Genomic DNA, 22,985 nt, shown 5'->3' on the forward strand with positions numbered 1-22,985 from the left:
TGTTAAAATCAGACAGATACTGCGTGATAATGGCGGGAGGAATCGGAAGCCGGTTCTGGCCAATGAGTACGCAAAAATTTCCAAAACAGTTTCAGGATATTTTAGGAACAGGCCGCACTATGATTCAGCAAACCTATGACAGAATCAGTAAGGTAATTCCTAAAGAACAAATATTTGTCATTACAAATAAAGAGTATGTAGCCCTGTCTCATCAGCAGCTTCCGGAAATTCCTGAAGAGAATATCGTTGGGGAGCCTTTAATGAAAAATACAGCTGCCTGTAACCTGTACATGGCAAATAAAATTGCTGAAATTGATCCGAATGCTACCATGATTGTATTGCCGGCAGACCATCTGATCCTAAAAGAAGATGTTTTTTTAGAGAAAGTGGAGCTAGCTTTCGACGTAGCGTCAAAACATGATTATCTGGTGACTCTGGGAATTACCCCAACAAGACCTGATACCGGATATGGATACATTCAGTTTGTAGAGAAAAAGGATCGGAATATTTTAAAGTTAAAACATTTACCGAAAAACCAATTTTGGAGATTGCCCAAAGCTTTTTAGAAAGCGGGGATTTTCTTTGGAATGCGGGTATATTTGTCTGGAATGTGAAAAGCATTCATCATGCTTTTGAGCTGTATCTTCCTGAAATGATGCAGCATTTCATGGCTTGCGAATACAATTCCGAAAAGGAAGACAGCTGTATAGAAACCATTTATCCTAAGGTTCAGAAAATTTCTATCGACAACGGAATTCTTGAAAAAGCAAAAAATGTATATGTAATTCCGTCAGATCTGGGATGGAGTGACTTAGGTACCTGGACGTCCGTTTATGAAAATACAGAGAAAGATAATGATGGCAACGCGGTAAAATTAAAGCATTTGCTATCATATAATTCAAAAGGAAATATCATTCGACTAAAAAATAATAACAAAGCCGTTATCATCGATGGCCTTGAAGATTATATCATCGTAGATACCGATAAAGCTCTTCTTATTTGTCCCCGCAACAATGATCAGTTGATTAAAGATTATGTTCTTGATCTGAAAAATTTCAAAAAAGGAGAGAAGTTTATGTAAAATTTTGGTATATTTTCTGCTGATTACCAGGCTATGATTAAATTAACAACCCAATTCACAATGCTTATATTCCTGTTTGCAGGAATTTTAGGATTTGCTCAGGAAAAGAAGAAATTTTCAAGTATACCGAATATTTTAAAACAGATTGAACCTGATGATAAAATAGATTCATGGGTGTTGGTGTACAACAGCTACGGTAAAGGGCAGGAGATTAAAACTTCCGGAGGAACAATCAATTATACTCCTCAGTTTTCGGGTTTTAATTTATTTCCAAGTGAAGATAGTTTTTATTATATCGCTTATTCTCAGGGAGGAAAGATCAATTATGTCACCGATGCTGAGGCGCTGAAAAAGTTTGTGGGTAAAATAGATAATGCCCAGGAAGCGTCCATCATATTGGCATCAGACGGCTATATTGTTGATGAAGAATTTAAAGATCTGGCAGGCAATTATCATGAAGACGGTTCAAATTATTACCTCGATTTAGGGAAGTTGACATCCAGGGAATGCCCTTATCAGAAAACACATTATACTCTTACCGTAAACAAAGCGACCGGAGCTGTAACGAATGTCAAAGACAACGGGACATACATCGAGCTTTACAATAAAAAATGTGCTAATAATCCGAGACTTTTAAAGATCGAAAAAAAAGAAGAACCCAAGAAAGATGAGCCGAGAAAAACACCCAAGAGCAAATAACACCTATGAGACCGAACGATTAATTCTTCGTCCAATGTCCCGTGAAGACAGAGATTTTGTCTTTGAGCTTTATAACAGGCCGAAATTTATTCAGCATATCGGCAACCGTAATGTTAACAGTATTGAAGATGCCGAAAACTATATCCTGACCAGATTTGTTCCTCAGATTGAAAAAATGGGATTCGGGAACTATCTTTTAATAACGAAAGAAGGGAACGAAAAAGTAGGAGCGGTAGGAATCTTTGAAAGGGAAGGGCTGGATATTGTAGATATCGGATATTCTTTACTGGAGGAATTCGAAGGAAAAGGATATGCATATGAAGCCGCTCAAAAGGTTAAATCCATAGGAATGGATGAGTTTGGGCTATCAAAAATATCGGCGATCATTTCAAAAGATAATATTTCTTCCCAGAAACTGATCGAAAAATTAGGCTTAAAATTTAAAAAACATGTAGTTCTTCCCGGAGAAACAGAAGAGTTGAATTACTATGAAACAGAATAAGATAATTTAAAAAGCTTTCACAAACATTGTGAAAGCTTTTTTACTGTCTGAATATCAGCAGTTATCCTTCCAGAATCTGGTCGGCTGCCGTTTTGGACGTTACCTTTTCTATTACTCTTGAGCAGATACCATTTTCGTCAAAAATAAATGTGGTTCTTACGATCCCCATATAGGTTTTCCCAAAAGTTTTCTTTTCCTTCCAGACACCAAATTTCTCGATGATATCTCTATTTTCATCAGCAATAAGATCATAAGGAAAAGCAAATTTACTATGGAAGTTTTTTTGCTTTTTTATGGAATCACCACTCACTCCCAATAATTGGAATCCGGCTTTTTTAAGCTTAGAATAATTGTCGCTCAGGTTACATGCTTCCACAGTGCAGGTAGGGGTGCTGGCTTGCGGGTAAAAGAACACGACAAGTTTTTTCCCGATTAATTTTGATGAATTTATAGCTTCCCCATCTTGATTGAGTCCTTCAAATTCAGGTAATTTATCTCCAACTTTAAGCATAATAATTTAATTTTGTTCAAATTTAAGGGATACATGACAAAAAAACAAAGAGCTGAGCTCGTTCAGATAGAACTGGATAAATTATATCCTACCACCCCAATTCCGTTGGATCATACAGATCCTTATACTTTAATGGTTGCTGTAGCACTTTCTGCTCAGACAACAGATAAAAAGGTTAATCAGGTGACTCCCGAGCTTTTTGCTGTGGCAGGAACGCCCCAAAGAATGGCAAAGCTCGAAGAGTTCCAGATCAAAGAATTGATTAAAGAAATAGGACTGTCTAATACCAAAGCCAAAAACTTAAAAAGAATGGCAGAGCTTCTTCTGGAAAGGCACGGTGGAGTGGTTCCTCAGACTTACGAGGAGCTGGAGGCGCTACCCGGAGTAGGTCATAAAACAGCATCTGTAGTCATGAGCCAGGGATTTGGTTACCCTGCTTTTCCGGTCGACACCCATATCCACCGCCTGATGACCCAATGGAAGTTAACATCAGGTAAAAATGTAGTAGAAACGGAACGTGATGCCAAAAAGCTATTCCCGGAAGAGGTATGGAATAAACTTCATCTTCAGATTATTTTCTACGGAAGAGAATATTCTCCTGCTAGAGGAAAAGGTGAGAAAGATTTTATTACGAAAATGATGTTTGACAAATAATTCAATTATTATAGCGTCAGGTTCGCTAAGATTTTATAAAAAACTATGCTGAAATAGCTCGCGAAGGCACTTCGTTTAGCAAAGATAATATTTCCCTGGTTGAGTGAAACGTCTTTGCGAACTAATAGAAAACGCTACAATTACTTTGTGGTCGTTGCGTTCATAAATAAACCATGTCAAGGTTCTGAACCTTGACATGGTTTAAAAAACATCATGTAAGAAAAAAGAAATGTATTTAATAATCCAATAACCTTCTGTGATAATTAATCTGCCCCAAATGATAATCCAGATGCGCAATCAGGTGGATCAGGAAATAATCGGTGGTCATTTTGCTTTCAAAAACCACGAGAGGATATTCGTTTTTCAGATCTTGTTCGGATAGTTGAGAAAGAACAGAATCAATCATGGCTGCAGTAGCTTCAACTTTTGTAATCAGTTCAGCTTTCGGAACGTCTTTTAATGAAAATTCAAGATCACGCTGTCTTACATACTCTGTATTTCCAAGATGTGTTCCTATGAAATGATTAAGATTTCCAACCAGGTGAAGACAAAGATTACCGGCTGAATTACTAATGTTTTTATCCGTTTTCCAAAGGTTTTCTTCCTTTTGATACGCTTCTATTTCAGTTTTCAATTTGTTTAAGTCCCTGTTGTACAGAGATCGTAGGCTTTCTGTGATCATATCGGTTTTTGTTTTAATGACTTTATCATGAATAATAAAAAAGGCATTGTTCTTTATCCAATGCCTTCTCTATTATCTATTTTTGTTTTTTAGCCCAAAGCTCCATTTTCCTGTTCAGAACATCCAGAGGAAGGCATCCCTGGCTTAATACTTCATCGTGGAAGCTTGCCAGACTGAATTTTGTTCCCAGTTCTTTCTGATACTTTTCTCTGAGTTCACGGATTCTTAATGATCCGATTTTATATCCTAATGCCTGTCCCGGCATTGCCATATATCTTTCCACTTCTGCCACTGCAGCTCCTTCATCGTAAGAAATGTTGCTTAAGAAATATTTGATCGCTTCCTCCCTTGACATTTTTCCGGTATGAAGACCTGTATCTACAACAAGTCTTACCGCTCTCAGCATCTGATCGCTTAAATACCCCATTTTTTGATAAGGATCTGTATACAGCCCAAATTCCGGGCCTAAAGTCTCACAATAATGAGCCCATCCCTCACCATACGCTCCAAACCATCCGAATCTCATAAACTTGGGGAGCTTTTCATTTTCCTGTTGTAAAGAAACCTGATAGTGGTGCCCGGGAATAGCCTCATGAAGGAAAAGAGATTCCATTCCTGAAGTTACATTGAACTTTGTAGGATCCGGAAGCGGAACATAGAAGATTCCCGGTCTTTTCCCATCGGGAGTGCCCGGAATATATTCTGCGCTGGCACTTGCCTCTCTGAATTTTTCTGTCTGCCGGATTTCAAACTTAGTTTTCGGTGTTACGTTAAACATCGTTTTCAGCTTAGGAGTAATCTTCGCCAGAATGCTGTTGAAGCCGTTTAAAACATCTTTAGAAGTCTTGTAAGGCATTGCTTTCGGATCCGTTTTTACAAAAGTGATAAACTCTTCAAGAGATCCGTTGAAACCTACCTGTTGTTTTACCTTTTCCATTTCAGCACGAAGCATGGCTACCTGCTGTAGTCCGATTTTATTTATTTCCTCAGGAGATTTCTTAGTCGTTGTCCAGCTTTTTACATAATAGCTGTAGATTTCATTTCCGTTGGGAAGGCTGTTATATCCGTCCGTATCTCTGCCTTTTGGCCAATATTCCTTTTCCAGAAATGTCGCCATTTTCGTATAAGCAGGAATGATCTTTTTGGTAATAGCTTCCTTATACAACCCTGAGAATTTGTCTTTCTGAGCCTGAGAAAAGTTCTTTGGAAAATTCTTAACAGGTCCGTAGAAGATATTTTTATCCATGTCAGGTGTAATGATTTCCTCGGCTTTCATCTGTGGAATCATTTTGACAATCAGTTTCTTGGGAAGAACTACTTTATTATTGATCCCTTCACGGAAGTTTTCTGTGGCGGCATCCATCCATTCAGGGAATTTCTCCATTCTTTTAAGCCAGTCGCTGTAATCTTTTTCGGTTTTGAAGGGCTGGCTTCCCTGTCCGCTTCCATACAGAGGAAATGTTAAAGGAAGACCTCCGAATTGGGTGAAAGGAATATATTCAGGATGATAGGCATAGGCTTCAATTTTATCTTTCAAAGTATAATCCAATACATCATATATTACTTTATCTTCATCTGAAAGAGTTTTATAATCTACATGATCCAGCTGTTTCTGTACCGAATGATAGAAAGCTACTTCACCTGAAATGAAATCTTTATCAATATTGATAGGAAGCTGATCATTGTATCTTGTATCTCCCTGCGAAGTAGCATCAAGAGGATATAATTTAAGATACTGCTCATAATAATTGGACGCAATAGAATCCAGATTAGAAGGAGTTACTTTGGTAAGAGGAGAATCAGACTTCTTGCATGAAGCAAGAGCGATCATCAGGCCCAGTCCTAAAATACTTTTTGACAAAATTTTTTTCATTTCAGAATCTTTATGGTAACAAAAGTAAGTATTATTAGGGTATCGAGAGTAAACATGTGGCTTGATTTTAAAAAATTATTTTTCAAAATCCTTTTCACTTTAAATCAATTTTTTATCTTTGTCTAAAACGTTTAACAATCATATTATTACAGTTCTTTTTTAAGGAAAAATGAAAGGGATTTTAAAAATTTACCATCCGGAGGAAACGCTAAAATACAATATCAGAAATACTTATTGTAAAGCAGTTTACAGCAACCAGCAACACTTTTTAGAGGTTGAAATCATAACGGATGACAGTTTGGATCATGTGGATGATGATTCATTACAGTACAACTTTCCACAGCTTTCGCTTGAGGTTTTCGATTTTCCTATCGAATCAACGGAAATAGAAGGAAAAACTATCAAAATCAATGATTCTGATGAGGAAACTTACACAGAAGTAGATCTCTTCGATGATGAAGATGCCTATATTTATGACAATGAGCTCCTTTTCGAAAGAAACGAAGAGGGAGAGCTTGAAGTCATCTGGAAAGGAACCATTGATGATTTCTACACGGGATCTGATACACCAATTCCTTTTAGGTTAAAATGTGAATTTAAGCAGGATGATATCGAGGTAGACGAAGATTAACCGATATCTTTGTCCTTTCAGATACTAAATTTCTTTTCAAATTTTTTTTGGAAAGAAATTTCTTATTTATCATTTCATAACAAAATTTAAGTTGTTTTTAAGCAATTTTTAAGACTTCAATTCATAATATTCCACTACATTTGTCGTTGAAACTTTAATAAAATTCACATTAATGCTGTTAACGGAACTTTCACAGATTTTATTTGCACAAATCGCTACACCCGCAGTTGCCACAGATAATTTAGAATTTTCATTTTGGAAAATCATGTTCCATGGAGGAGCCTTCGCTAAAATAGTGATGGTAACCGTATTGCTGTTGGGCGTATTTTCTTTGTATCTGTTTTTTGAAAGATTTTTCTTTATCAAAAGACTTGCTTCAAAGACAGATTCCAATTTCATGAACAATATTGAAGATTTTATCAAAGCGGGTAAGATCGAAGCTGCCAGTGACTACTGTAAAACGCAGAATTCACCGGAAGGAAGAATCCTTGAAAAAGGAATTTCCAGATTGGGAAGACCTGTTTCGGATATTGTAAGTGCTATGGAGGCACAGGCACAGGTAGAAGTAGCCAATATGGAGAAAAACCTGAATCTTTTGGCTGTGGTTCCGAGTATTGCTCCTATGTTGGGACTTTTGGGAACGGTTATCGGGATGATCATTGCGTTCTTTAATTTATCTCATGCTACAGGATCATTCTCACCAAAAACACTTTCTGAAGGTATTTATACTGCTCTGGGACAAACGGCTGTTGGTCTTGCAGTTGCTATTCCGGCAAACTTCTGTTATAATATTCTTTTAACCAGAATCGATAAGTTTGTTTTGAAGGCTCAGAATATGTCTGGAGAGTTTTTAGACTTAATCAACAAACCTTTATAAATCTTTCTTATGAAATCGCTGTCTGGAATAATGATGTAAGCGATTCCATCTGACCTTTAATAATAGTAGAATAAACAGATGAAAATTCAGAGAAGAAATAAAGCGAATCCGGAATTCAGTTTAGCAGCGATGACTGACGTCATCCTGTTGATGCTGATTTTCTTTATGATAACATCTTCAGCAGCCAATCAAAGTGCTATAGATGTGAACCTTCCTAAGGCAGGAGCTACAGACGACAATATCCCTAATCCAGTGACCGTAAGTATTAAACCGGATGGCTCATTTTTTGTGGATGACAATCCTGTAAACAGGGGAGAGCTTGAACAGATTATCGTAAATAAACTGGCCAGCCAGCCTAATAAGTCATTTACCATCAGAGCAGATGAAAATACTTTGCACAAAGATGTGGTTTTTGTGATGGAAATTGCCGAAAAAAATAAATTTAACATCGCCATTGCGACGGTTAAAGATAAATAAGGAAAGAATCAGTATCAAAGATGAGAAGCTATACAGCAAATAGAAATGAAGAAAATAAGGATAGGATCAAGAGCGCCCTGCTTTCTGTTCTTATCTGGGCTGCCATTTTGCTTTTTGTTTTTTTATATAAATTAAAACCTGAACTGGACAAAGATCCTGAAGTGGTAACAACCATGCTGGTGAACTTCGGAGACAACAGAAACGGAAATGGTGTTGAAGAACCCGCAGAACAACCGGGAAGCTTAGCTGCTGCCACGGAGGAAGTAACGCCGGAACCCGCAGAAACTCCTGTACCCGAAACAAAAACAGTGGTAAAACCTGAACCTGCTCCTGAACCAAAGAAAGTAGAGGCGAAGGAAAAAATCATTACAGGGAACAGTTCAAAAAATACAGTTCCTAAAAAAGAGGAGTCAAAAAAAGCCGAGAAAAAAGAAGCAACCAGTACCAATGCTTCAAAAAACACTAAAAAATCCGGAGCAACTACGGCCAATTCTAAAACCGGAAACGGCGACGGAAAAGGAAATGCCGCTATCGGAAACCTGATCCGAGGAAGAGGTACAAAAGCCGGAAGCCAGGGAACCGGTGACGGTATTGGAAATGCCGGCGATCCTTTGGGAGGTGACGGAAATGGTGACAGTAAAGTCGGAATCGACAGAAAGCTGGTAGGATACATCCCGGGAACAATGGGAAGAGGAGGGGCACAGCCTTCTCACAGTTGTACAGCCAGCGGATCAATTACCATTGCGTATACGGTAGATAAAGCCGGAAATGTAGTTTCAGCGAGAAGATCAGGAGGTATTTCAGATCCTTGTGTATCGTCCACTTCAGTAACGTGGGTGAAGAAATATGTAAAAGCAGAAAAAGCCAATACATCTTCCACCGGATCGTATAAAATTACCTTCTAGCAGAATCAAGATTTGCCGGAAGTTGAAAAGAAGTAGGCAGGAAGCAACTTTTCGTCATAAAAATATACTTCTGCGCGAAGATTTACAACAGACATATAGTTATTCTCTGTAACCTTCATGACTTCCATCTCCCAGCTTCAAGTATTACTACATCGTAGATTTTTGTTCTTACTATATAAAAAAACACTTTATTCAAGTGCTTTTTTTTAATTCGTTTATTCTGTTGATGATCGGTAGGGCAAAGATCCCGCTTGTCTGCAAATACAGCTCATAAAAAGTTTTTGCTTTGTCCTGAAAGTCTTTGTTGGGCTCTTGTCTGCTTTTAAAATAGAAGAGGTTTCCGAGCATTTCATAATAATCTTTATGATCCCTTTCCTGTCTTTCATTGACTAAAGCAATCATTTCCTCCTTAGTCATTGACGATACTTCCGTGAAGTTCATCTTGAAAATATCTCGCATCAGCGTATCAAAATCCAGTTCTTTCTGCATTAAGCTTTCTTCAGGTTTGTCCAGAATCAGTTTTTCCAACGCTTGAGTTAGTTGACGTATGAGTCTTAGGGTGAATTCTTTATCTGTTATCATAATTGTTAATGTTGTTGCCGGTAGTTGGGTTATCTATGTCATTTTAATTGGACCTATTTTATAAAATTAAGTTTTTCGTAGCTCATTGCATATTTTTTAACGAGGAAAAGACCAGGAACTTCCAATTAGAAACCTTATCTAGGCAAAAAGAGATATGCCAACGCAATTGCTGTAATAACGCCCACCAGATCAGCCAGAAGCATAGCAATTACCGTGTATCTTGTGTTCTTTACCGCTACGGCACCAAAATATACTGCAATCACGTAGAATGTGGTATCTGAGCTTCCCTGAAGAACGGCAGCTAATTTACCCTGGAAGCTGTCTGCTCCAAAGGTAGCCATCGTGTCAACCATCATTCCGCGTGCTCCGGAACCGGACAGGGGTTTAATTAAGGCCGTTGGCAGACCATCCACAAATCTAGGGTCAAGGCTCGCTGCATTGGCCACCCACTTCATTCCGTCAATAATCACATCAAATACACCCGAAGTTCTTAATAAAGAAATAGCGATCAGCATTCCTACCAGATAAGGAATAATCTTTACACAGGTTGTAAACCCTTCTTTTGCTCCCTCAATAAAGGCATCAAAAACGTTGATCTTCTTATAAACTGCCCCCAGTACAATAGCGAGGAAAATAAAGAGAATAAGCCCGTTACTTAAAACTTTACTGAAATCATCCAGCTCATCTTTACTCAATTGTACCAGATAGACTACGAGTAAAGCGATAATGGCTGAAATACCACCTACATAAGCAATAACTACCGGACGGAGAAGATTGATCTTTTGGTATAAAGAAACAATAATCATCGCAGCCAATGTTGCGGCAAAGGTGGCAATCATACATGGGAGAAAGATATCTGTCGGAGTTTTGGAGCCCATTGATGCTCTTATGGCGATAATGGATACCGGAATCAGGGTCATTCCTCCCGCATGAAGACAGAGAAACATGATCTGTGAATTGCTGGCAGTATCTTTATTCGGATTTAAAGTCTGGAGACTTTCCATAGCTTTTAATCCAAATGGAGTCGCGGCATTGTCCAAGCCCAGAAGATTGGCGCTGAAATTCATCAGCATATGCCCGAAAGCCGGATGGTTTTTAGGAATATCCGGGAATAGTTTTGAAAAGAACGGTTGGATAAACCGGCTTAAAAGATTGATGCCTCCTGCCTTTTCAGCGATACTCATGAACCCCATAAAAAGCGTCATGATTCCAATCAGGCCGAGACATATTTTTACAGCGGTTTCTGAGGTTCCGATCACGCCATCTGCTTCCTGAACTCGATAAACCTTTACATTTTGTTTGAGGGAGTCGGTTGTTTTATAATGGATTCTGCCGTCAGCAAAATCTGTTTTTTTCATCAAACTGTCTTTTACGACAGGGGAAACTGCTGATATTGGCTGGGCTGCAATCTGCACGGTATCACCGCCTTTCCCAACCACCATATCATTAAAAATGGTTTTGTAGTTGCTTGATGAAATGTATTTTATACTGGCAATGGCAATGGCAATGATAATAAAAGCCGACCAAATTCTGCTGAGAACCATCTGATTGATTTAATTGTTTAAACTTATCAAAAATACTTTAAACCACAAAAATAACTAAAGTCTTTTGTAATTCCGGTATGAAAGAGTGCTAATGATGGTTTGCAGCTTTATACTATTTTGACGCAGTGTTCGCAAAGTTTCTAAATAATGGGAAATGATTTTTCTCGTTCGCACAGGCGTCAGCACTAAGTAATGGGGACTTCAATTATGGAATATCGCTGAATGAAATGCCCTTTCGAATGAAAATATGCATAAAGCTTTATATTTCCATTGCAATCTTTAGTGTTTACAATAAAAAAAATTACTCTTCCAGGTAAACAAGGTGTCCCTCAAAGTCATCATCCACATTTCTCAAAACCTTAGCGTCATCCATTTTTTTGACCAGTCCGTCTACGAAGAAACTTTTTTCAAAAAACTGGCGGTGGATCCCGGGAAGCATTTCCATGAAATAGTCCATTCCGAACTTGTTGTTATGAAGGTCCATTTTGGTTTCCAGAGGTTTATTGGGAAACAGTTCCTCGTGCATATCTGTCATTCTTTTGCAGAATTCCAGAGCCTTTTTTGGGGATGAGATTTTGCAGCAGTACATCATGATGAAGCAGCACCACAGAGCATGTCTGAAAGCATTTCCTATCCCATTGTTGGAAGCCGTGTCGGGAAATTTCTTTTGTGCTATGGTGAATGCCTTGACGGTTGCGTAAAAGCTTAATAATGAGAAAAGAGGATGGGGGAGAACAAGAGATAAAAGACGCATAATCTTTTTAAAACTCATACTCCGGATGGTATCAAAAAATATTTTAAAAGTCCTCATAAATAAAAATCTCTCCCTAATTAGAGAGAGACTGTATTGTTTTTGTTACAGGGATTATGCTTTTACAGCTAATAAATTAACGGTTTTAGCAACAGTGTCCTGAATTTCAGTTCTTTTTACAATGAAATCAACAAATCCTTTTTCCTGTAAGAATTCTGATGTCTGGAATCCTTCCGGTAGATCTCTACCGATTGTTTCACGGATTACCCTTGGTCCCGCGAAACCGATCAATGCTCCCGGCTCAGCCATGATAATATCAGCGGTCATTGCGAATGAAGCGGTGATTCCTCCAAAAGTAGGGTCACAAAGGTAAGCGATGTACAGAAGCCCTGCTTCGGAAAGCTGAGCTAATTTAGCCTGTACCTTAGCTAATTGCATCAAAGAATATGTAGCTTCCTGCATTCTTGCTCCTCCGGACTGACAGATGATCATATACGGAAGTTTGTGCTGGATACAGTAGTCTACTGCTCTTCTGATCTTCTCACCCATTACAGAACCTAAAGATCCTCCGATAAAGGCAAAATCCATACATGAAACCACCATTTCAGTTCCTTTTACAGTGCCTACTGCGTTTCTAATGGAATCCGTAAGTTTTGTCTTTGCTTTTACCTCCTTTAAACGGTCTTTATAAGGTTTTGTATCTTTAAAGTTTAAGATATCAATACTTTCAACATTGGCATCCAGTTCGGTGAATTTACCGCCGTCAAAAAGGATGTCAAAAAATTCCGCACTTCCTATTCTTACATGAAATCCGTCTTCAGGAGAAACGTAGTTATTTCTCTTTAGTTCATCATGTTCCACAACTTTTCCTGATGGAGTCTGATGCCATAGGCCTTTGGGAACGTCCTTTTTTCATCAGTAGAGGTGGTAATGTTTTTTGCTTTTCTTTTAAACCAGTCGAATGCCATTTTTAAATTGTATTAATGTATAAATGTAAAATGTACCAATGTAAATGCACTCTTATGAATACTTTTTACATTGATACAAATGTACAGTTCTTATTTTAAAGTATTTACGTTATTTAAATCTTCAAATGCCTGTACCAATCTTGTAGAGAAAGTTTCTTCACCTTTTCTTACCCAAACTCTTGGGTCATAGAATTTTTTGTTAGGTTTTTCCTCTCCTTCAGGGTTTCCGATTTGAGATCTCAAATAGTCGATATTGTTCACCATATAATCTCTAACGCCTTCTGTATATGCAAACTGAAGGTCAGTATCGATATTCATTTTAATTACTCCGTAGTCGATTGCTTCTCTGATCTCTTCTAAAGTAGATCCTGATCCTCCGTGGAATACGAAGTTGATCGGCTTAGCAGCAGTTCCGAATTTTTCCTGAACATATTTCTGAGAATTATCAAGGATTTTCGGAGTAAGAACTACGTTTCCTGGCTTGTACACTCCATGAACGTTGCCAAATGCAGCAGCGATCGTAAAGTTATCAGAAATAGCCTTTAACTTTTCATAAGTATAAGCTACATCCTCAGGTTGAGTATATAATTTAGAATTATCAACGTCTGAGTTGTCAACACCATCTTCTTCACCTCCGGTAACTCCGATTTCTACTTCAAGAGTCATCTGAAGTTTAGCCATTCTTTCGAAATAACGGGCCGAAATCTCAAGGTTTTCTTCTAAAGGCTCTTCAGAAAGGTCTAACATGTGAGAAGAATAAAGTGACTTTCCTGTCTGCTTGAAGAATTCTTCGTTAGCATCCATTAATCCGTCAATCCATGGAAGTAATTTCTTTGCACAGTGGTCTGTGTGTAGAATAACGGTAGCTCCGTAAGCTTCAGCAAGAGTGTGGATGTGCTTTGCACCGGCGATAGCTCCTAAGATAGCCGCTTTTTGTCCGTCATTGCTTAATCCTTTCCCTGCGTTGAAAGCCGCTCCACCATTTGAAAACTGGATAATTACAGGAGAGTTTAATTTCGCTGCAGTTTCCATTGTCGCATTTACGTTGCTTGATCCAATTACGTTTACTGCAGGTAGTGCATATTTATTTTCTTTAGCATGCTGAAAAATATCAGTAACTAACTGACCTGTGGCAACTCCTGCCGGAAAAATTCTACTCATGTTTTACTTTTTATTATAAATTTATTAGGTGTTTTAATTTCGTGTAAAGGTAATCATTTTTAGGGAATTGCTAATTTCTTTTGTCTCTTCCCCAAAGCAGCTTCTGACGAATGGTTTCGTAGAAACTAAGGTTGTTTGGCTGTACCAGAAGAAGCTGAAAAGAAGCCTTTCTGATGATGATTTCCTTGTCTGTTTCAATGTGTATTAATCTTGAGTCTAAAGAAAGAGAGTACTGAGGAACCCTGCTTTCCACCCTGAATTTTATTTCCACTTTGTCATTTACCACTAAAGGTCTCACATTCAGATTGTGAGGAGCAATCGGGGTAATGACGAAATTTTCGTTGTTGGGAGAGATAATTGGTCCTCCGCAGCTCAATGAGTAGGCGGTAGAACCGGTTGGTGTTGAAATAATCACTCCGTCTCCCCAGAAAACATTTAAAAACTCATCGTTGATGTATGAGTCTACCGTAATCATCGATGTTGTTTCTTTTCTGGAAACGGTTACATCGTTCAAGGCATAAGGAAAAGCTCCTTCCAGTTTTGGAGAAACAACTTCTATGACCGAACGACGACTGGTTTTTACGTTACCCTTTAGGATAGAGTCAAGCTCTTTGAAAGCTTCTTCTTTGGTGAAAAATGCCAGAAACCCTAATCTTCCGGTGTTTACACCGACTACCGGTATTTCCAGATCTTCAATAAAGGTCAGTGAATTTACAATGGTACCGTCACCTCCGAAAGTGAAGAACAGGTCCACTTCTTTATCCAGAAGATCCTGTTTGTTATTAAATGTTTCGAAAATTTTTGAGAATTGAAGGGCTTCTGCCATTTCATCATACAAAACGGATTTTACGCCTCTGCTTTCAAGCTCAGAGATAAACTTGCTTAGATATAAAAAAGTATCAAGATCTTTTTTCTGAGAATAAATAGCTGCCTTCATTGTTATATTTCTATAAATTTTTGGAAAAAACCGAATCGGTCCTTAAACAGGTCGGTTTTCTCATCAGAATAGTATTTTTCAACAATTCTGTAGTCGTACCGGTCAAAAGTAGAGTCTATTGACGCCAGGTTTTCATTGCTGATCTTTATGGTGACATGGATCACCTCGTCTGACATAAAGCTTATAAATCCGCCATAAAATTTGGAATTATTGCTCTCCACAATATTGGCGATCTCTGTCATCGAATACTTTCGGGCAGGAGTTTCTATCGTAAGGATAGCGCCTGATTCGGAAAATAAGGGGTAACGGGACAGGTCCTGAAAAATATCATCACAGGAAATATACCCCAGATACTTTTCATTTTTATTAATCACCGGAATTACGTTTGAGCTGAATGTATAAAACAGACGGATACTGTCCATAATATTACTGTCTTCCTGGATCGCAAAACGTTCGATCTGATGTTCCAGATCTTTTAAAGTTCCGCCGTCTTCCTCATAGAGAAAGTCCTTGGCCAGGGCTCCGTAAAAGTGGTTGGATTTTTTGATGAAAACATGGGAATATCCAAAATCTTCTAACATATTTCGGGCCGACTCTATTGAATCAGACAGGCTAAAACACGGGAAGTCTTTTGAGATATAGTCCTTAATAAACATTGTGCTAATTTATAAAAAATTAAATGAATCTTTTTCTGAAAACCTTATTTTTTTTGTGTTAAAACGAAAAAAGTGATTTCAAAATTTGTTTGTAAAGAAAAAAAAAGTACCTTTGTCGCCTTTCATTTTTACTTTTTATTAGATTTATTTCAAACTGCACTGTCTACTAATGACATATGCAGTTTTTTTATTTTAAGGCTTTTGCAAATTCCCACATTACAATTCCACCGCATACACTTACATTCAGGGAATGCTTGGTGCCAAGTTGCGGAATTTCCAGGAATACATCGATATTGGGTAAAACTTCATCACTGATTCCTTCTACTTCATTCCCTAAAACCAGGGCGTATTTTTTTGATGTATCAATTGTGAAATCTGTGATCAGTGTACTGTTGGTCGTCTGCTCGATGCCCACAATTTCATAATCTTTACTTTTCAGGTCCGCAATGGCTGTGTTGGTGTCTGCTTCATGATACCAGTCTACACTTTCCGTTGCTCCCAATGCTGCTTTATGAATTTCACGGTGTGGCGGCTGAGGAGTAATTCCGCAAAGGATTATTTTTTCGATCAAAAAGGCATCTGCTGTTCTGAAAGTGGCTCCTACGTTGTGCATACTTCTAATGTTATCTAAAATGATAACCAATGGAATCTTATCAATCTTCTTGAACGTTTCTACATCGATTCTGTTCAGTTCTTCCAGTTTTAATTTGTGTACCAATTGTTTTATTTTGTTGAGATTAATTTTCCGTCTTTGTAGACTTCTGTTTTTTCAATGCTTCCGTCTTCACGATAAAAAATTCTTTTACCGTTGCGTTTGTCATTGACTAACTCTGTTTCACGTTCCAGTTTTCCGGATGGATAATACGATTTCCATTTTCCTTCAGCCAGCCCGTTGCTGTAAATACCCTGTTGTTTTATGGTTTTGCCATCTTCATGATAAGCAGTGCTTTCACCGTCAAGTTTCCCGAATTTATAATTGGAAACTTCATTTATTTTCCCGTTGGGGGAGTAAAATGTGGCGGTAGAGCTATCATCATAGATGTTTTTTTCACCGTTTCTGTAGTATTCTTTGGAGAGAAGAACGCCTGCCTGATCGTAATACTCCCAGTTTTTATATTTATATCCTTTTTTATTTTCCCCTTTAGCTTTTACTTTCCCATTGTCATGGTAATAAACGGCGTCACCATCTATTTTTCCTTTTTTCCATTCAACGATATTTTTTACCTGCCCGTTGTCAAAAAACTCTTTGCAGGATCCTTCCTGCAGCCCGTCCTTGAATCCGCATGGTTTTTGTGCATATATCATTGCCGATGCGGAGAAAAATAATAGAAAAACGTATTTCATAGCTATTTTTATTTCAAAAATACTAAAATACTTATATTTGGCTCAAAAATATACTATGAAAAAATTCATTATCTTATTCATATTGACCTTGAGTTTCACCAGCTCATATGCTCAGAACACTTATTACCCACAAGTGTTTTTTGATAAAAAATTAGCCCGCGACATGCTGGGATTCGGAAATTCTTCTATTGAGGGAGTGGCCTCTACAAAGCAAAAAACAGCATTGGGCATCAAGCCTTTATTGGGAGAGAAACATTATGCAAGACAGGGAACTGTGGTAATGCTCTTCCCGGTAACTCCTTATTTCCAGGAGTTTTATGACATGAGAAGAAAGTACGAGAACAAAAAGACAACAGTATATATGTCTGAAGAAGCTTTTAAATACAGGGTAGAAGCATTAACGGATGACCGGGGCAGATTTAAGTTTGAAAAACTGAAACCGGGAAAATATTATCTGGAAACGATCATCAACTTTACAGCAACTGCCAGCTATCAGAAACAAACAGGAACAACGGATACTTATAATGGGATGGGAGGTTATCTATACTCTACCCCTATTTACAATACATTTTTCTACGGATACTCTGCTGCCAACAGGGAAAGTAAATTTGTAGAAATAAAACAGGATGGCGAATTAAAAGAAATCAAGCTTTAAAAGCTTGATTTCTTATTTTTTGTTCATAATCTGATGTACATTTTTTTCGATATTCTGGGCCAATGTTTCCATCGGAATGTCATTCTCGTCATTATTAAATGGATCTTCTATCTCTTCAGCAATCAGTTCAAGGCTCATTAATACATAATATACAAAGACGGTCAGCGGTATCATAAACAATCCGATCGTAATCACGTAGGCAATGGGAAGCGCAAACACATAGAGAATAATAAATTTCTTTATAAATGAAGAATAAGAATACGGAATAGGTGTGTTTTTTATTCTCTCACAGCCGCCGCAAACATCAAGGAATCCTGAAAGCTGAGTATCTAGATACAGCATTTCCACTTCAGAAATTTTACCTTCTTTCTTTAATTGGTTCAGCTTGTGAGATAAAAGAATAATGATTTCACTTGGACCATGGTTTTGCAGTGTTTTTTCAATCTCAGAATAATCTTCATCCAAAGCCAGCCTTGTTGATTCTTTTGACAGATGCTTTGCTAAAAAGTGAGGAAAAAACTTTAAATATCTTGAAATCTGCTCTGCATCCTGACGGTTATCTCCCAAAATAGTGTTGATTTTAATCGCAAAATTTCTTGTATCATTCACCAGTTTGCCCCATAGCTTTCTTCCTTCCCACCATCTGTCGTAAGCAGTATTGGTCCTGAAAACCAATAATAATGACAATACAAAGCCTAATAAAGAATGTATCATCCCTACATTACTTACCCCGGATTTGGTGGTAAGATGCAGATATTCTACTTCCAGATACTGAATGCCCCACGAGTAAAGGCCTACCAAAATCATACTGGGAAATAAGATTTTTAAAGTATCACTTTTGTGTAGGCTGAAAAGGATTTTAATGAAATGTTTGGTATTGTAGACTCTCATAAATTCACTTGGTTTTACAAATATAATTTTTTTCAGTTAGTGCCGGATTACGGTAACCCGTAAGATTTATAATGAAGAGCTCCTTTAATTTGCTGAAAAAAATAAAATGGGTTATTATAGAAAAGGACATTTCAAAAAAAACGGAACCTGGGTAAGCGGGCATTATGTAAGTACATTTGGCAGAAGGAAAATACAACCCAAAAATTCTCAGGGTTGTGCTGTGATTTTCATGGGAGGAATCATTTCAATACTTATATACCTGCTTAAATAAGCTTGCTGCTTTATACCTTTGTTTCATTATTTAAAATTTTCTCAATTTTCAAAAAAGTCCTATTTTTATTTCGCATTAAATACGAAATACATGATCCTCGAAAACGTAGATGTTGTCAACGACATCAGTAAAGAAGATTTTCAGAAAAATTATTTTAAAAAGCAGAAACCTCTTTTAATTAAGAATTTTGCCAGTCGTTGGGAAGCTTTTGATAAATGGAATCTGGCTTATATTAAAGAAAAAGCCGGCGATCAGGAAGTCCCTTTATATGATAATAAACCTGCGGATTCGGCAAAGAGCTCGGATGCTCCGGTAACGCATATGAAAATGAAGGATTATATCGACACTATTAAGTCTCATCCTTCAGACCTTCGTATTTTCTTCTATATTATTACCGACAGGCTCCCGGAATTGCTGAAGAATTTTACCTATCCGGATTTAGGGATCAGGTTTTTTAAAAGGTTACCAACCTTATTTTTCGGCGGAAGCGAGGCACATGTTTTAATGCATTATGATGTTGACCTTGGTGACTTTATGCATATTCATTTTGAAGGGAAGAAGAGAATTTTATTATTTGATCAGAAACAGTCTGCATTCCTGTACAAAGTTCCATTATCGGTGCATACCGTTTATGAGGTAGATTATGAGAATCCTGATTATGAAAAATTTCCTGCATTACAATACGCAAAAGGATATGAGATTTTTATGGAACATGGTGATGCTCTCTTTATTCCCGGTGCATTCTGGCATTTCAACAGATACCTCGAACCCGGGTTTTCATTATCATTAAGAGCACTGCCCAATAAACCAAATGTTTTTGCCAATATGCTTTATCATGTTTTTATTATGAGATATACAGATAAAATCATGCGTAAACTTTTTAAAGCTAAATGGGTGGATTACAAGCAGAAGTGGGCTTACAAAAAGAGTACAGAAGCATTGGATAGACATTTGGGAAAAGCGTAAGGTGATGGAAGTAGGAAGGTGGAAGTTATCGGAGCCGATACAACAAAATTCCTGTCTTTTAATAACTTTTTATAAATGATTTTCAACGACTTCCGGCCTTAAAAAGGCATCTTACTCATTAATCAATCCAAAAAGTTTCGCATCCACAAACTTTCCTTTTTCAAAGAAATAATCTTTCATAGTTCCTTCTTCATGGAAATTCAAAGAGGTTAACAGTTTCTCCGAGGAAATATTGGCAGGGTCAATGAATGCATCCACACGATGCAACTGCATGCTTTCAAAACCAAAAGTCAGAATAGGAAGGATTGCTTCTTTCATCAAAGACTGTCTCCAAAACAATGGGTTAAGCTCGTAGCCTATTTCTGCCCTGAAATGTTCACGGAACCAGTTGTGATACCCACAGGTGCCGATCACTTTATTTTCAGACTTTAGTTCCAGCGCCCAGCGGAATCCTTTTCCTTTTTCAAATTCGCTGTTGAAATGCTCGATGATATGATGAGCATCCTTCAAAGATGTAAAAGCTTCAAGGTCATAATATTCCATCACACGCTCCTGTGAAAAATACTCAAATACATCTTCGGAATCATCAGGGGTCAGCTGTCGTAAAATAAGTCTTTCAGTCTCTAAAACAGGAAATTGCATGGGGTTTATTTTTAAGGTGAAATTACAATTAATTACTGACAGGAAAAAGCAGAATCAAAGTAAACTGTGAAACAATTCCACAACCCTGAATTTATTTTTCTAAATTTGGGGCTCATTTTTTACTATGGCAAAATCGAAGAAGGAAACTCCGTTAATGACGCAGTATAATACCATCAAGGCAAAATACCCTGATGCACTTTTACTTTTCAGAGTAGGGGATTTTTACGAAACTTTTGGGCAGGATGCCGTGAGGACATCTCAGATTCTGGGAATTGTTCTTACTAAGAGAAATAATGGGGAAGGGAGTGTAGAACTTGCCGGATTTCCACATCATTCCATTGATTCTTATCTTCCTAAGCTGGTAAGAGCAGGAATGCGAGTAGCCATCTGTGATCAGTTGGAAGATCCGAAAATGGTTAAAGGAATTGTCAAAAGAGGAGTAACGGAACTGGTAACGCCGGGAGTAACGTTCAACGATCAGGTTCTTACTTCAAAAAAGAACAACTTTTTGTTGTCTTTACATAAAGAAAAAGAACGCTATGGAATTGCTCTGGTCGATATTTCTACAGGAGAATTTCTGGTAAGTGAAGGAAACCTGGAAAAATTATTACATATTGTCAATACCTTTGATCCCAGTGAAATTATCTTCCAGCGAAGTACTCAGCTTCCGGAGCAGATTAAAAATAAAAATGCCTTTAAACTTGAAGACTGGGCTTTTCAGTATAATTTTGCCTACGAAAAATTAACCAATCATTTTAAAACCAATTCTTTAAAAGGATTTGGCGTTGAAAATCAGCCACTCGCTATTACGGCAGCCGGAGCTATTTTTGCCTATCTGGTGGAAGATACTCACCATAATCTGCTTGCCCATATTACAAAATTGCAGATCATTCCCCAGGAAGATTATCTGATGATGGATAACTTTACATTGAGGAATCTGGAAATTGTTTACCCAAGTAATCCGCAAGGAAAATCTTTATTGGATATTATTGATAAGACTTCTACTCCAATGGGAGGCAGATTGTTGAGAAGGAGAATCATTCTTCCTTTAAAATCAGTAGATGAAATTGCCAGGAGATTATCCCTGATCGACTTTTTAAATGAAAACGACAGCCTGAAATATGAAATCTGCCAGCTGCTGAAATCAATCTCTGACCTGGACAGGTTAATGGGAAAACTGGCCGCTGAAAAAATTTCTCCGAAAGAACTGGGATATCTCCGTCAAAGTTTAATTAATATTCATAAAATCAAGGCCTTGCTGCATCCTCACGCTGACGTACTGGCGTGGCTTGATCCTTTGTTTGACCTGGATGAGTTAATCAGATTTTTGCAGAACCATCTGAATGAAGAGCTTCCGGTGAGCCTGGCTAAAGGAAATATCGTGAAGGAAGGGGTTTCTGAAGAACTTGACAGGCTGAGAAATCTTCAGAGTAAAGGGCGTGGCTTCCTGGACGAAATGTGCCAGAGAGAGATAGAAAGAACAGGGATTTCCAGCCTTAAAATTGATTTTAATAACGTTTTCGGATATTATATCGAAGTACGAAATACCCACAAAGATAAAGTTCCGAATGATTGGGTAAGAAAGCAGACACTTGTCAATGCTGAAAGATACATTACTGAAGAATTAAAAGAATATGAAAGCCAGATTCTTGGAGCGGAAGAGAAAATAAGCGTCCTGGAGAGTGCATTGTACAGAGATGTTTGTTCAAAAGCAATGGTTTACATAGACCAGATCCAGGGTAACTCCAATATTATTGCCCAGTTGGATGTTGCCGGAGGATTGTCTGAACTTGCTGTTTCTGAGAGTTATACAAGGCCTGTTCTGAATGACGGGTATGCGATCAATTTACAGGAAGCAAGACATCCGATAATTGAAAATGCACTTCCATTAGGAGAAAAATATATTCCTAATGACATCTTCCTCGATAAAGATTCACAACAGATCATTATGGTCACCGGGCCAAACATGGCCGGTAAGTCTGCTATTCTACGCCAGACAGCCATTGTATGTCTTTTGGCTCAGATTGGAAGCTTTGTACCTGCAAAACATGCAGAAATAGGTTTGCTGGATAAAATATTTACCAGAGTGGGGGCTACCGATAATATTTCTGCAGGAGAATCTACTTTTATGGTAGAGATGAACGAAGCAGCCAATATCCTGAATAATATTTCGGAGCGAAGCCTGATTTTATTGGATGAAATCGGACGTGGAACTTCAACGTACGACGGTGTTTCCATTGCGTGGGCCATTGCGGAATATCTTCATCAGCATCCCACACAGGCAAAAACCTTATTTGCTACACACTATCACGAACTAAATGAAATGACAGTGAATTTTGAAAGAGTGAAAAACTTTCACGTGTCTATTCAGGAAAATAAAGGGAATATTATTTTCCTTCGAAAACTGGTTCCGGGTGGCAGTGAGCACAGCTTTGGGATCCATGTCGCCAAATTGGCAGGAATGCCGGCGAAGGTCGTAAACAGAGCTAATGAAATCCTAAAAACCCTTGAAGCGAGCAGAACGCAGGGAGGCGGGACTTCAGAAAATATTAAACGCGTAACGGAAGAAAATATGCAGCTTTCTTTCTTCCAGCTGGATGATCCTGTTTTAGAGAACATCCGGGAGGAGCTGACCAAAATCGATATTAATACGTTGACACCGATTGAAGCTTTAATGAAGCTGAATGCAATAAAAAAAATGATTGGAGGCTAGTCCAATCATTTT

24 protein-coding genes and 2 pseudogenes are annotated in these 22,985 nt (G+C 37.9%); 12 read left to right on the plus strand and 14 right to left on the minus strand.

Annotation, left to right across the window (positions count from 1 at the left end):
- The first annotated feature begins 29 nt into the window (after positions 1–29).
- The 3 genes and pseudogenes from H3Z85_07570 (at position 30) to H3Z85_07580 (ending at position 2,282) form a co-directional block, all read left to right on the plus strand.
- Positions 30–1,081, plus strand: a pseudogene (locus tag H3Z85_07570) (mannose-1-phosphate guanylyltransferase).
- A 33-nt stretch (positions 1,082–1,114) separates the two neighbouring features.
- A complete protein-coding gene (locus H3Z85_07575) occupies positions 1,115–1,780 on the plus strand; it encodes a hypothetical protein (protein QPQ53205.1) in 666 nt (221 codons plus the stop codon).
- A complete protein-coding gene (locus H3Z85_07580) occupies positions 1,749–2,282 on the plus strand; it encodes a GNAT family N-acetyltransferase (protein QPQ53206.1) in 534 nt (177 codons plus the stop codon). Before H3Z85_07575 ends, H3Z85_07580 begins: the two co-directional genes overlap by 32 nt.
- 61 nt (positions 2,283–2,343) lie before the next feature.
- On the opposite strand, the gene bcp is transcribed toward H3Z85_07580, so the two are convergent.
- A complete protein-coding gene (bcp, locus tag H3Z85_07585; protein ID QPQ53207.1) occupies positions 2,344–2,793 on the minus strand; it encodes a thioredoxin-dependent thiol peroxidase in 450 nt (149 codons plus the stop codon).
- Positions 2,794–2,826: 33 nt separating this feature from the next.
- Between bcp and H3Z85_07590 the strand changes: the two genes are divergently transcribed.
- Positions 2,827–3,447, plus strand: coding sequence for an endonuclease III (locus H3Z85_07590; protein QPQ53208.1), 621 nt, complete (start codon positions 2,827–2,829; stop codon positions 3,445–3,447).
- A gap of 235 nt (positions 3,448–3,682) precedes the next feature.
- Here H3Z85_07590 and H3Z85_07595 read toward each other — a convergent pair whose 3' ends face one another.
- Both H3Z85_07595 and H3Z85_07600 read right to left on the minus strand, forming a co-directional pair.
- Entirely contained in the window at positions 3,683–4,129 is a 447-nt protein-coding gene (locus tag H3Z85_07595; protein QPQ53209.1) for a DUF1572 family protein, read from the minus strand.
- Positions 4,130–4,205: 76 nt separating this feature from the next.
- Positions 4,206–6,002 carry a DUF885 domain-containing protein gene (locus H3Z85_07600; GenBank protein ID QPQ53210.1) on the minus strand — a complete coding sequence of 599 codons (1,797 nt, stop codon included), beginning with the start codon at positions 6,000–6,002 and terminating at the stop codon, positions 4,206–4,208.
- A gap of 169 nt (positions 6,003–6,171) precedes the next feature.
- On the opposite strand from H3Z85_07600, the gene H3Z85_07605 reads away from it, so the two are divergent.
- From H3Z85_07605 to H3Z85_07620, 4 genes are all read left to right on the plus strand, one after another.
- Entirely contained in the window at positions 6,172–6,633 is a 462-nt protein-coding gene (locus tag H3Z85_07605) for a hypothetical protein (protein QPQ53211.1), read from the plus strand.
- Positions 6,634–6,805: 172 nt separating this feature from the next.
- A complete protein-coding gene (locus tag H3Z85_07610) occupies positions 6,806–7,510 on the plus strand; it encodes a MotA/TolQ/ExbB proton channel family protein (protein ID QPQ53212.1) in 705 nt (234 codons plus the stop codon).
- A gap of 78 nt (positions 7,511–7,588) precedes the next feature.
- A complete protein-coding gene (locus tag H3Z85_07615) occupies positions 7,589–7,987 on the plus strand; it encodes a biopolymer transporter ExbD (protein ID QPQ53213.1) in 399 nt (132 codons plus the stop codon).
- 20 nt (positions 7,988–8,007) lie between these two features.
- Positions 8,008–8,892, plus strand: a complete 885-nt coding sequence (locus H3Z85_07620; GenBank protein ID QPQ53214.1) for a ferric siderophore ABC transporter substrate-binding protein — start codon at positions 8,008–8,010, stop codon at positions 8,890–8,892.
- A gap of 192 nt (positions 8,893–9,084) precedes the next feature.
- Here the strand turns inward: H3Z85_07620 and H3Z85_07625 are convergent, their stop codons facing one another.
- The 9 genes and pseudogenes from H3Z85_07625 to H3Z85_07665 form a co-directional block, all read right to left on the minus strand.
- On the minus strand, positions 9,085–9,474 hold the full coding sequence (locus H3Z85_07625; protein QPQ53215.1) for a hypothetical protein: 390 nt from the start codon (positions 9,472–9,474) through the stop codon (positions 9,085–9,087).
- Between the two features lie 134 nt (positions 9,475–9,608).
- Positions 9,609–11,018 (minus strand): spore maturation protein, encoded by a 1,410-nt coding sequence (locus H3Z85_07630; protein QPQ53216.1) that lies wholly within the window; start codon positions 11,016–11,018, stop codon positions 9,609–9,611.
- A gap of 301 nt (positions 11,019–11,319) precedes the next feature.
- Entirely contained in the window at positions 11,320–11,829 is a 510-nt protein-coding gene (locus H3Z85_07635; protein QPQ53217.1) for a hypothetical protein, read from the minus strand.
- A gap of 54 nt (positions 11,830–11,883) precedes the next feature.
- Positions 11,884–12,737: pseudogene (accD, locus tag H3Z85_07640) on the minus strand (acetyl-CoA carboxylase, carboxyltransferase subunit beta).
- Positions 12,738–12,827: 90 nt separating this feature from the next.
- A complete protein-coding gene (gene fbaA, locus H3Z85_07645) occupies positions 12,828–13,898 on the minus strand; it encodes a class II fructose-bisphosphate aldolase (protein ID QPQ53218.1) in 1,071 nt (356 codons plus the stop codon).
- A gap of 70 nt (positions 13,899–13,968) precedes the next feature.
- Positions 13,969–14,835 carry an NAD kinase gene (locus H3Z85_07650; protein QPQ53219.1) on the minus strand — a complete coding sequence of 289 codons (867 nt, stop codon included), beginning with the start codon at positions 14,833–14,835 and terminating at the stop codon, positions 13,969–13,971.
- Between the two features lie 2 nt (positions 14,836–14,837).
- Positions 14,838–15,491, minus strand: a complete 654-nt coding sequence (locus H3Z85_07655; protein QPQ53220.1) for a CBS domain-containing protein — start codon at positions 15,489–15,491, stop codon at positions 14,838–14,840.
- Positions 15,492–15,678: 187 nt separating this feature from the next.
- Positions 15,679–16,209: an RNA methyltransferase gene (locus tag H3Z85_07660; GenBank protein QPQ53221.1), complete on the minus strand. Its 531-nt coding sequence runs from the start codon at positions 16,207–16,209 to the stop codon at positions 15,679–15,681.
- 5 nt (positions 16,210–16,214) lie between these two features.
- Positions 16,215–16,835, minus strand: a complete 621-nt coding sequence (locus H3Z85_07665; protein QPQ53222.1) for a toxin-antitoxin system YwqK family antitoxin — start codon at positions 16,833–16,835, stop codon at positions 16,215–16,217.
- Here H3Z85_07665 and H3Z85_07670 point away from each other — a divergent pair.
- On the plus strand, positions 16,792–17,490 hold the full coding sequence (locus H3Z85_07670) for a hypothetical protein (protein QPQ53851.1): 699 nt from the start codon (positions 16,792–16,794) through the stop codon (positions 17,488–17,490). The two genes, H3Z85_07665 and H3Z85_07670, sit on opposite strands and share 44 nt — an antisense overlap.
- A gap of 12 nt (positions 17,491–17,502) precedes the next feature.
- Here the strand turns inward: H3Z85_07670 and H3Z85_07675 are convergent, their stop codons facing one another.
- Positions 17,503–18,381 carry a hypothetical protein gene (locus H3Z85_07675; protein ID QPQ53223.1) on the minus strand — a complete coding sequence of 293 codons (879 nt, stop codon included), beginning with the start codon at positions 18,379–18,381 and terminating at the stop codon, positions 17,503–17,505.
- 106 nt (positions 18,382–18,487) lie between these two features.
- Here H3Z85_07675 and H3Z85_07680 point away from each other — a divergent pair, with 106 nt between their 5' ends.
- Positions 18,488–18,652, plus strand: a complete 165-nt coding sequence (locus tag H3Z85_07680) for a hypothetical protein (protein ID QPQ53224.1) — start codon at positions 18,488–18,490, stop codon at positions 18,650–18,652.
- A gap of 90 nt (positions 18,653–18,742) precedes the next feature.
- On the plus strand, positions 18,743–19,618 hold the full coding sequence (locus tag H3Z85_07685) for a cupin-like domain-containing protein (protein ID QPQ53225.1): 876 nt from the start codon (positions 18,743–18,745) through the stop codon (positions 19,616–19,618).
- Between the two features lie 111 nt (positions 19,619–19,729).
- On the opposite strand, the gene H3Z85_07690 is transcribed toward H3Z85_07685, so the two are convergent.
- Complete coding sequence (locus H3Z85_07690) at positions 19,730–20,260, minus strand: GNAT family N-acetyltransferase (GenBank protein QPQ53226.1); 531 nt, start codon at positions 20,258–20,260, stop codon at positions 19,730–19,732.
- Between the two features lie 124 nt (positions 20,261–20,384).
- Between H3Z85_07690 and mutS the strand changes: the two genes are divergently transcribed.
- Positions 20,385–22,973, plus strand: a complete 2,589-nt coding sequence (mutS, locus tag H3Z85_07695; GenBank protein QPQ53227.1) for a DNA mismatch repair protein MutS — start codon at positions 20,385–20,387, stop codon at positions 22,971–22,973.
- Positions 22,974–22,985 lie beyond the last annotated feature (12 nt).

It is taken from the genome of Chryseobacterium indologenes, from assembly GCA_016025055.1.
GTDB classification, from domain to species: domain Bacteria; phylum Bacteroidota; class Bacteroidia; order Flavobacteriales; family Weeksellaceae; genus Chryseobacterium; species Chryseobacterium indologenes.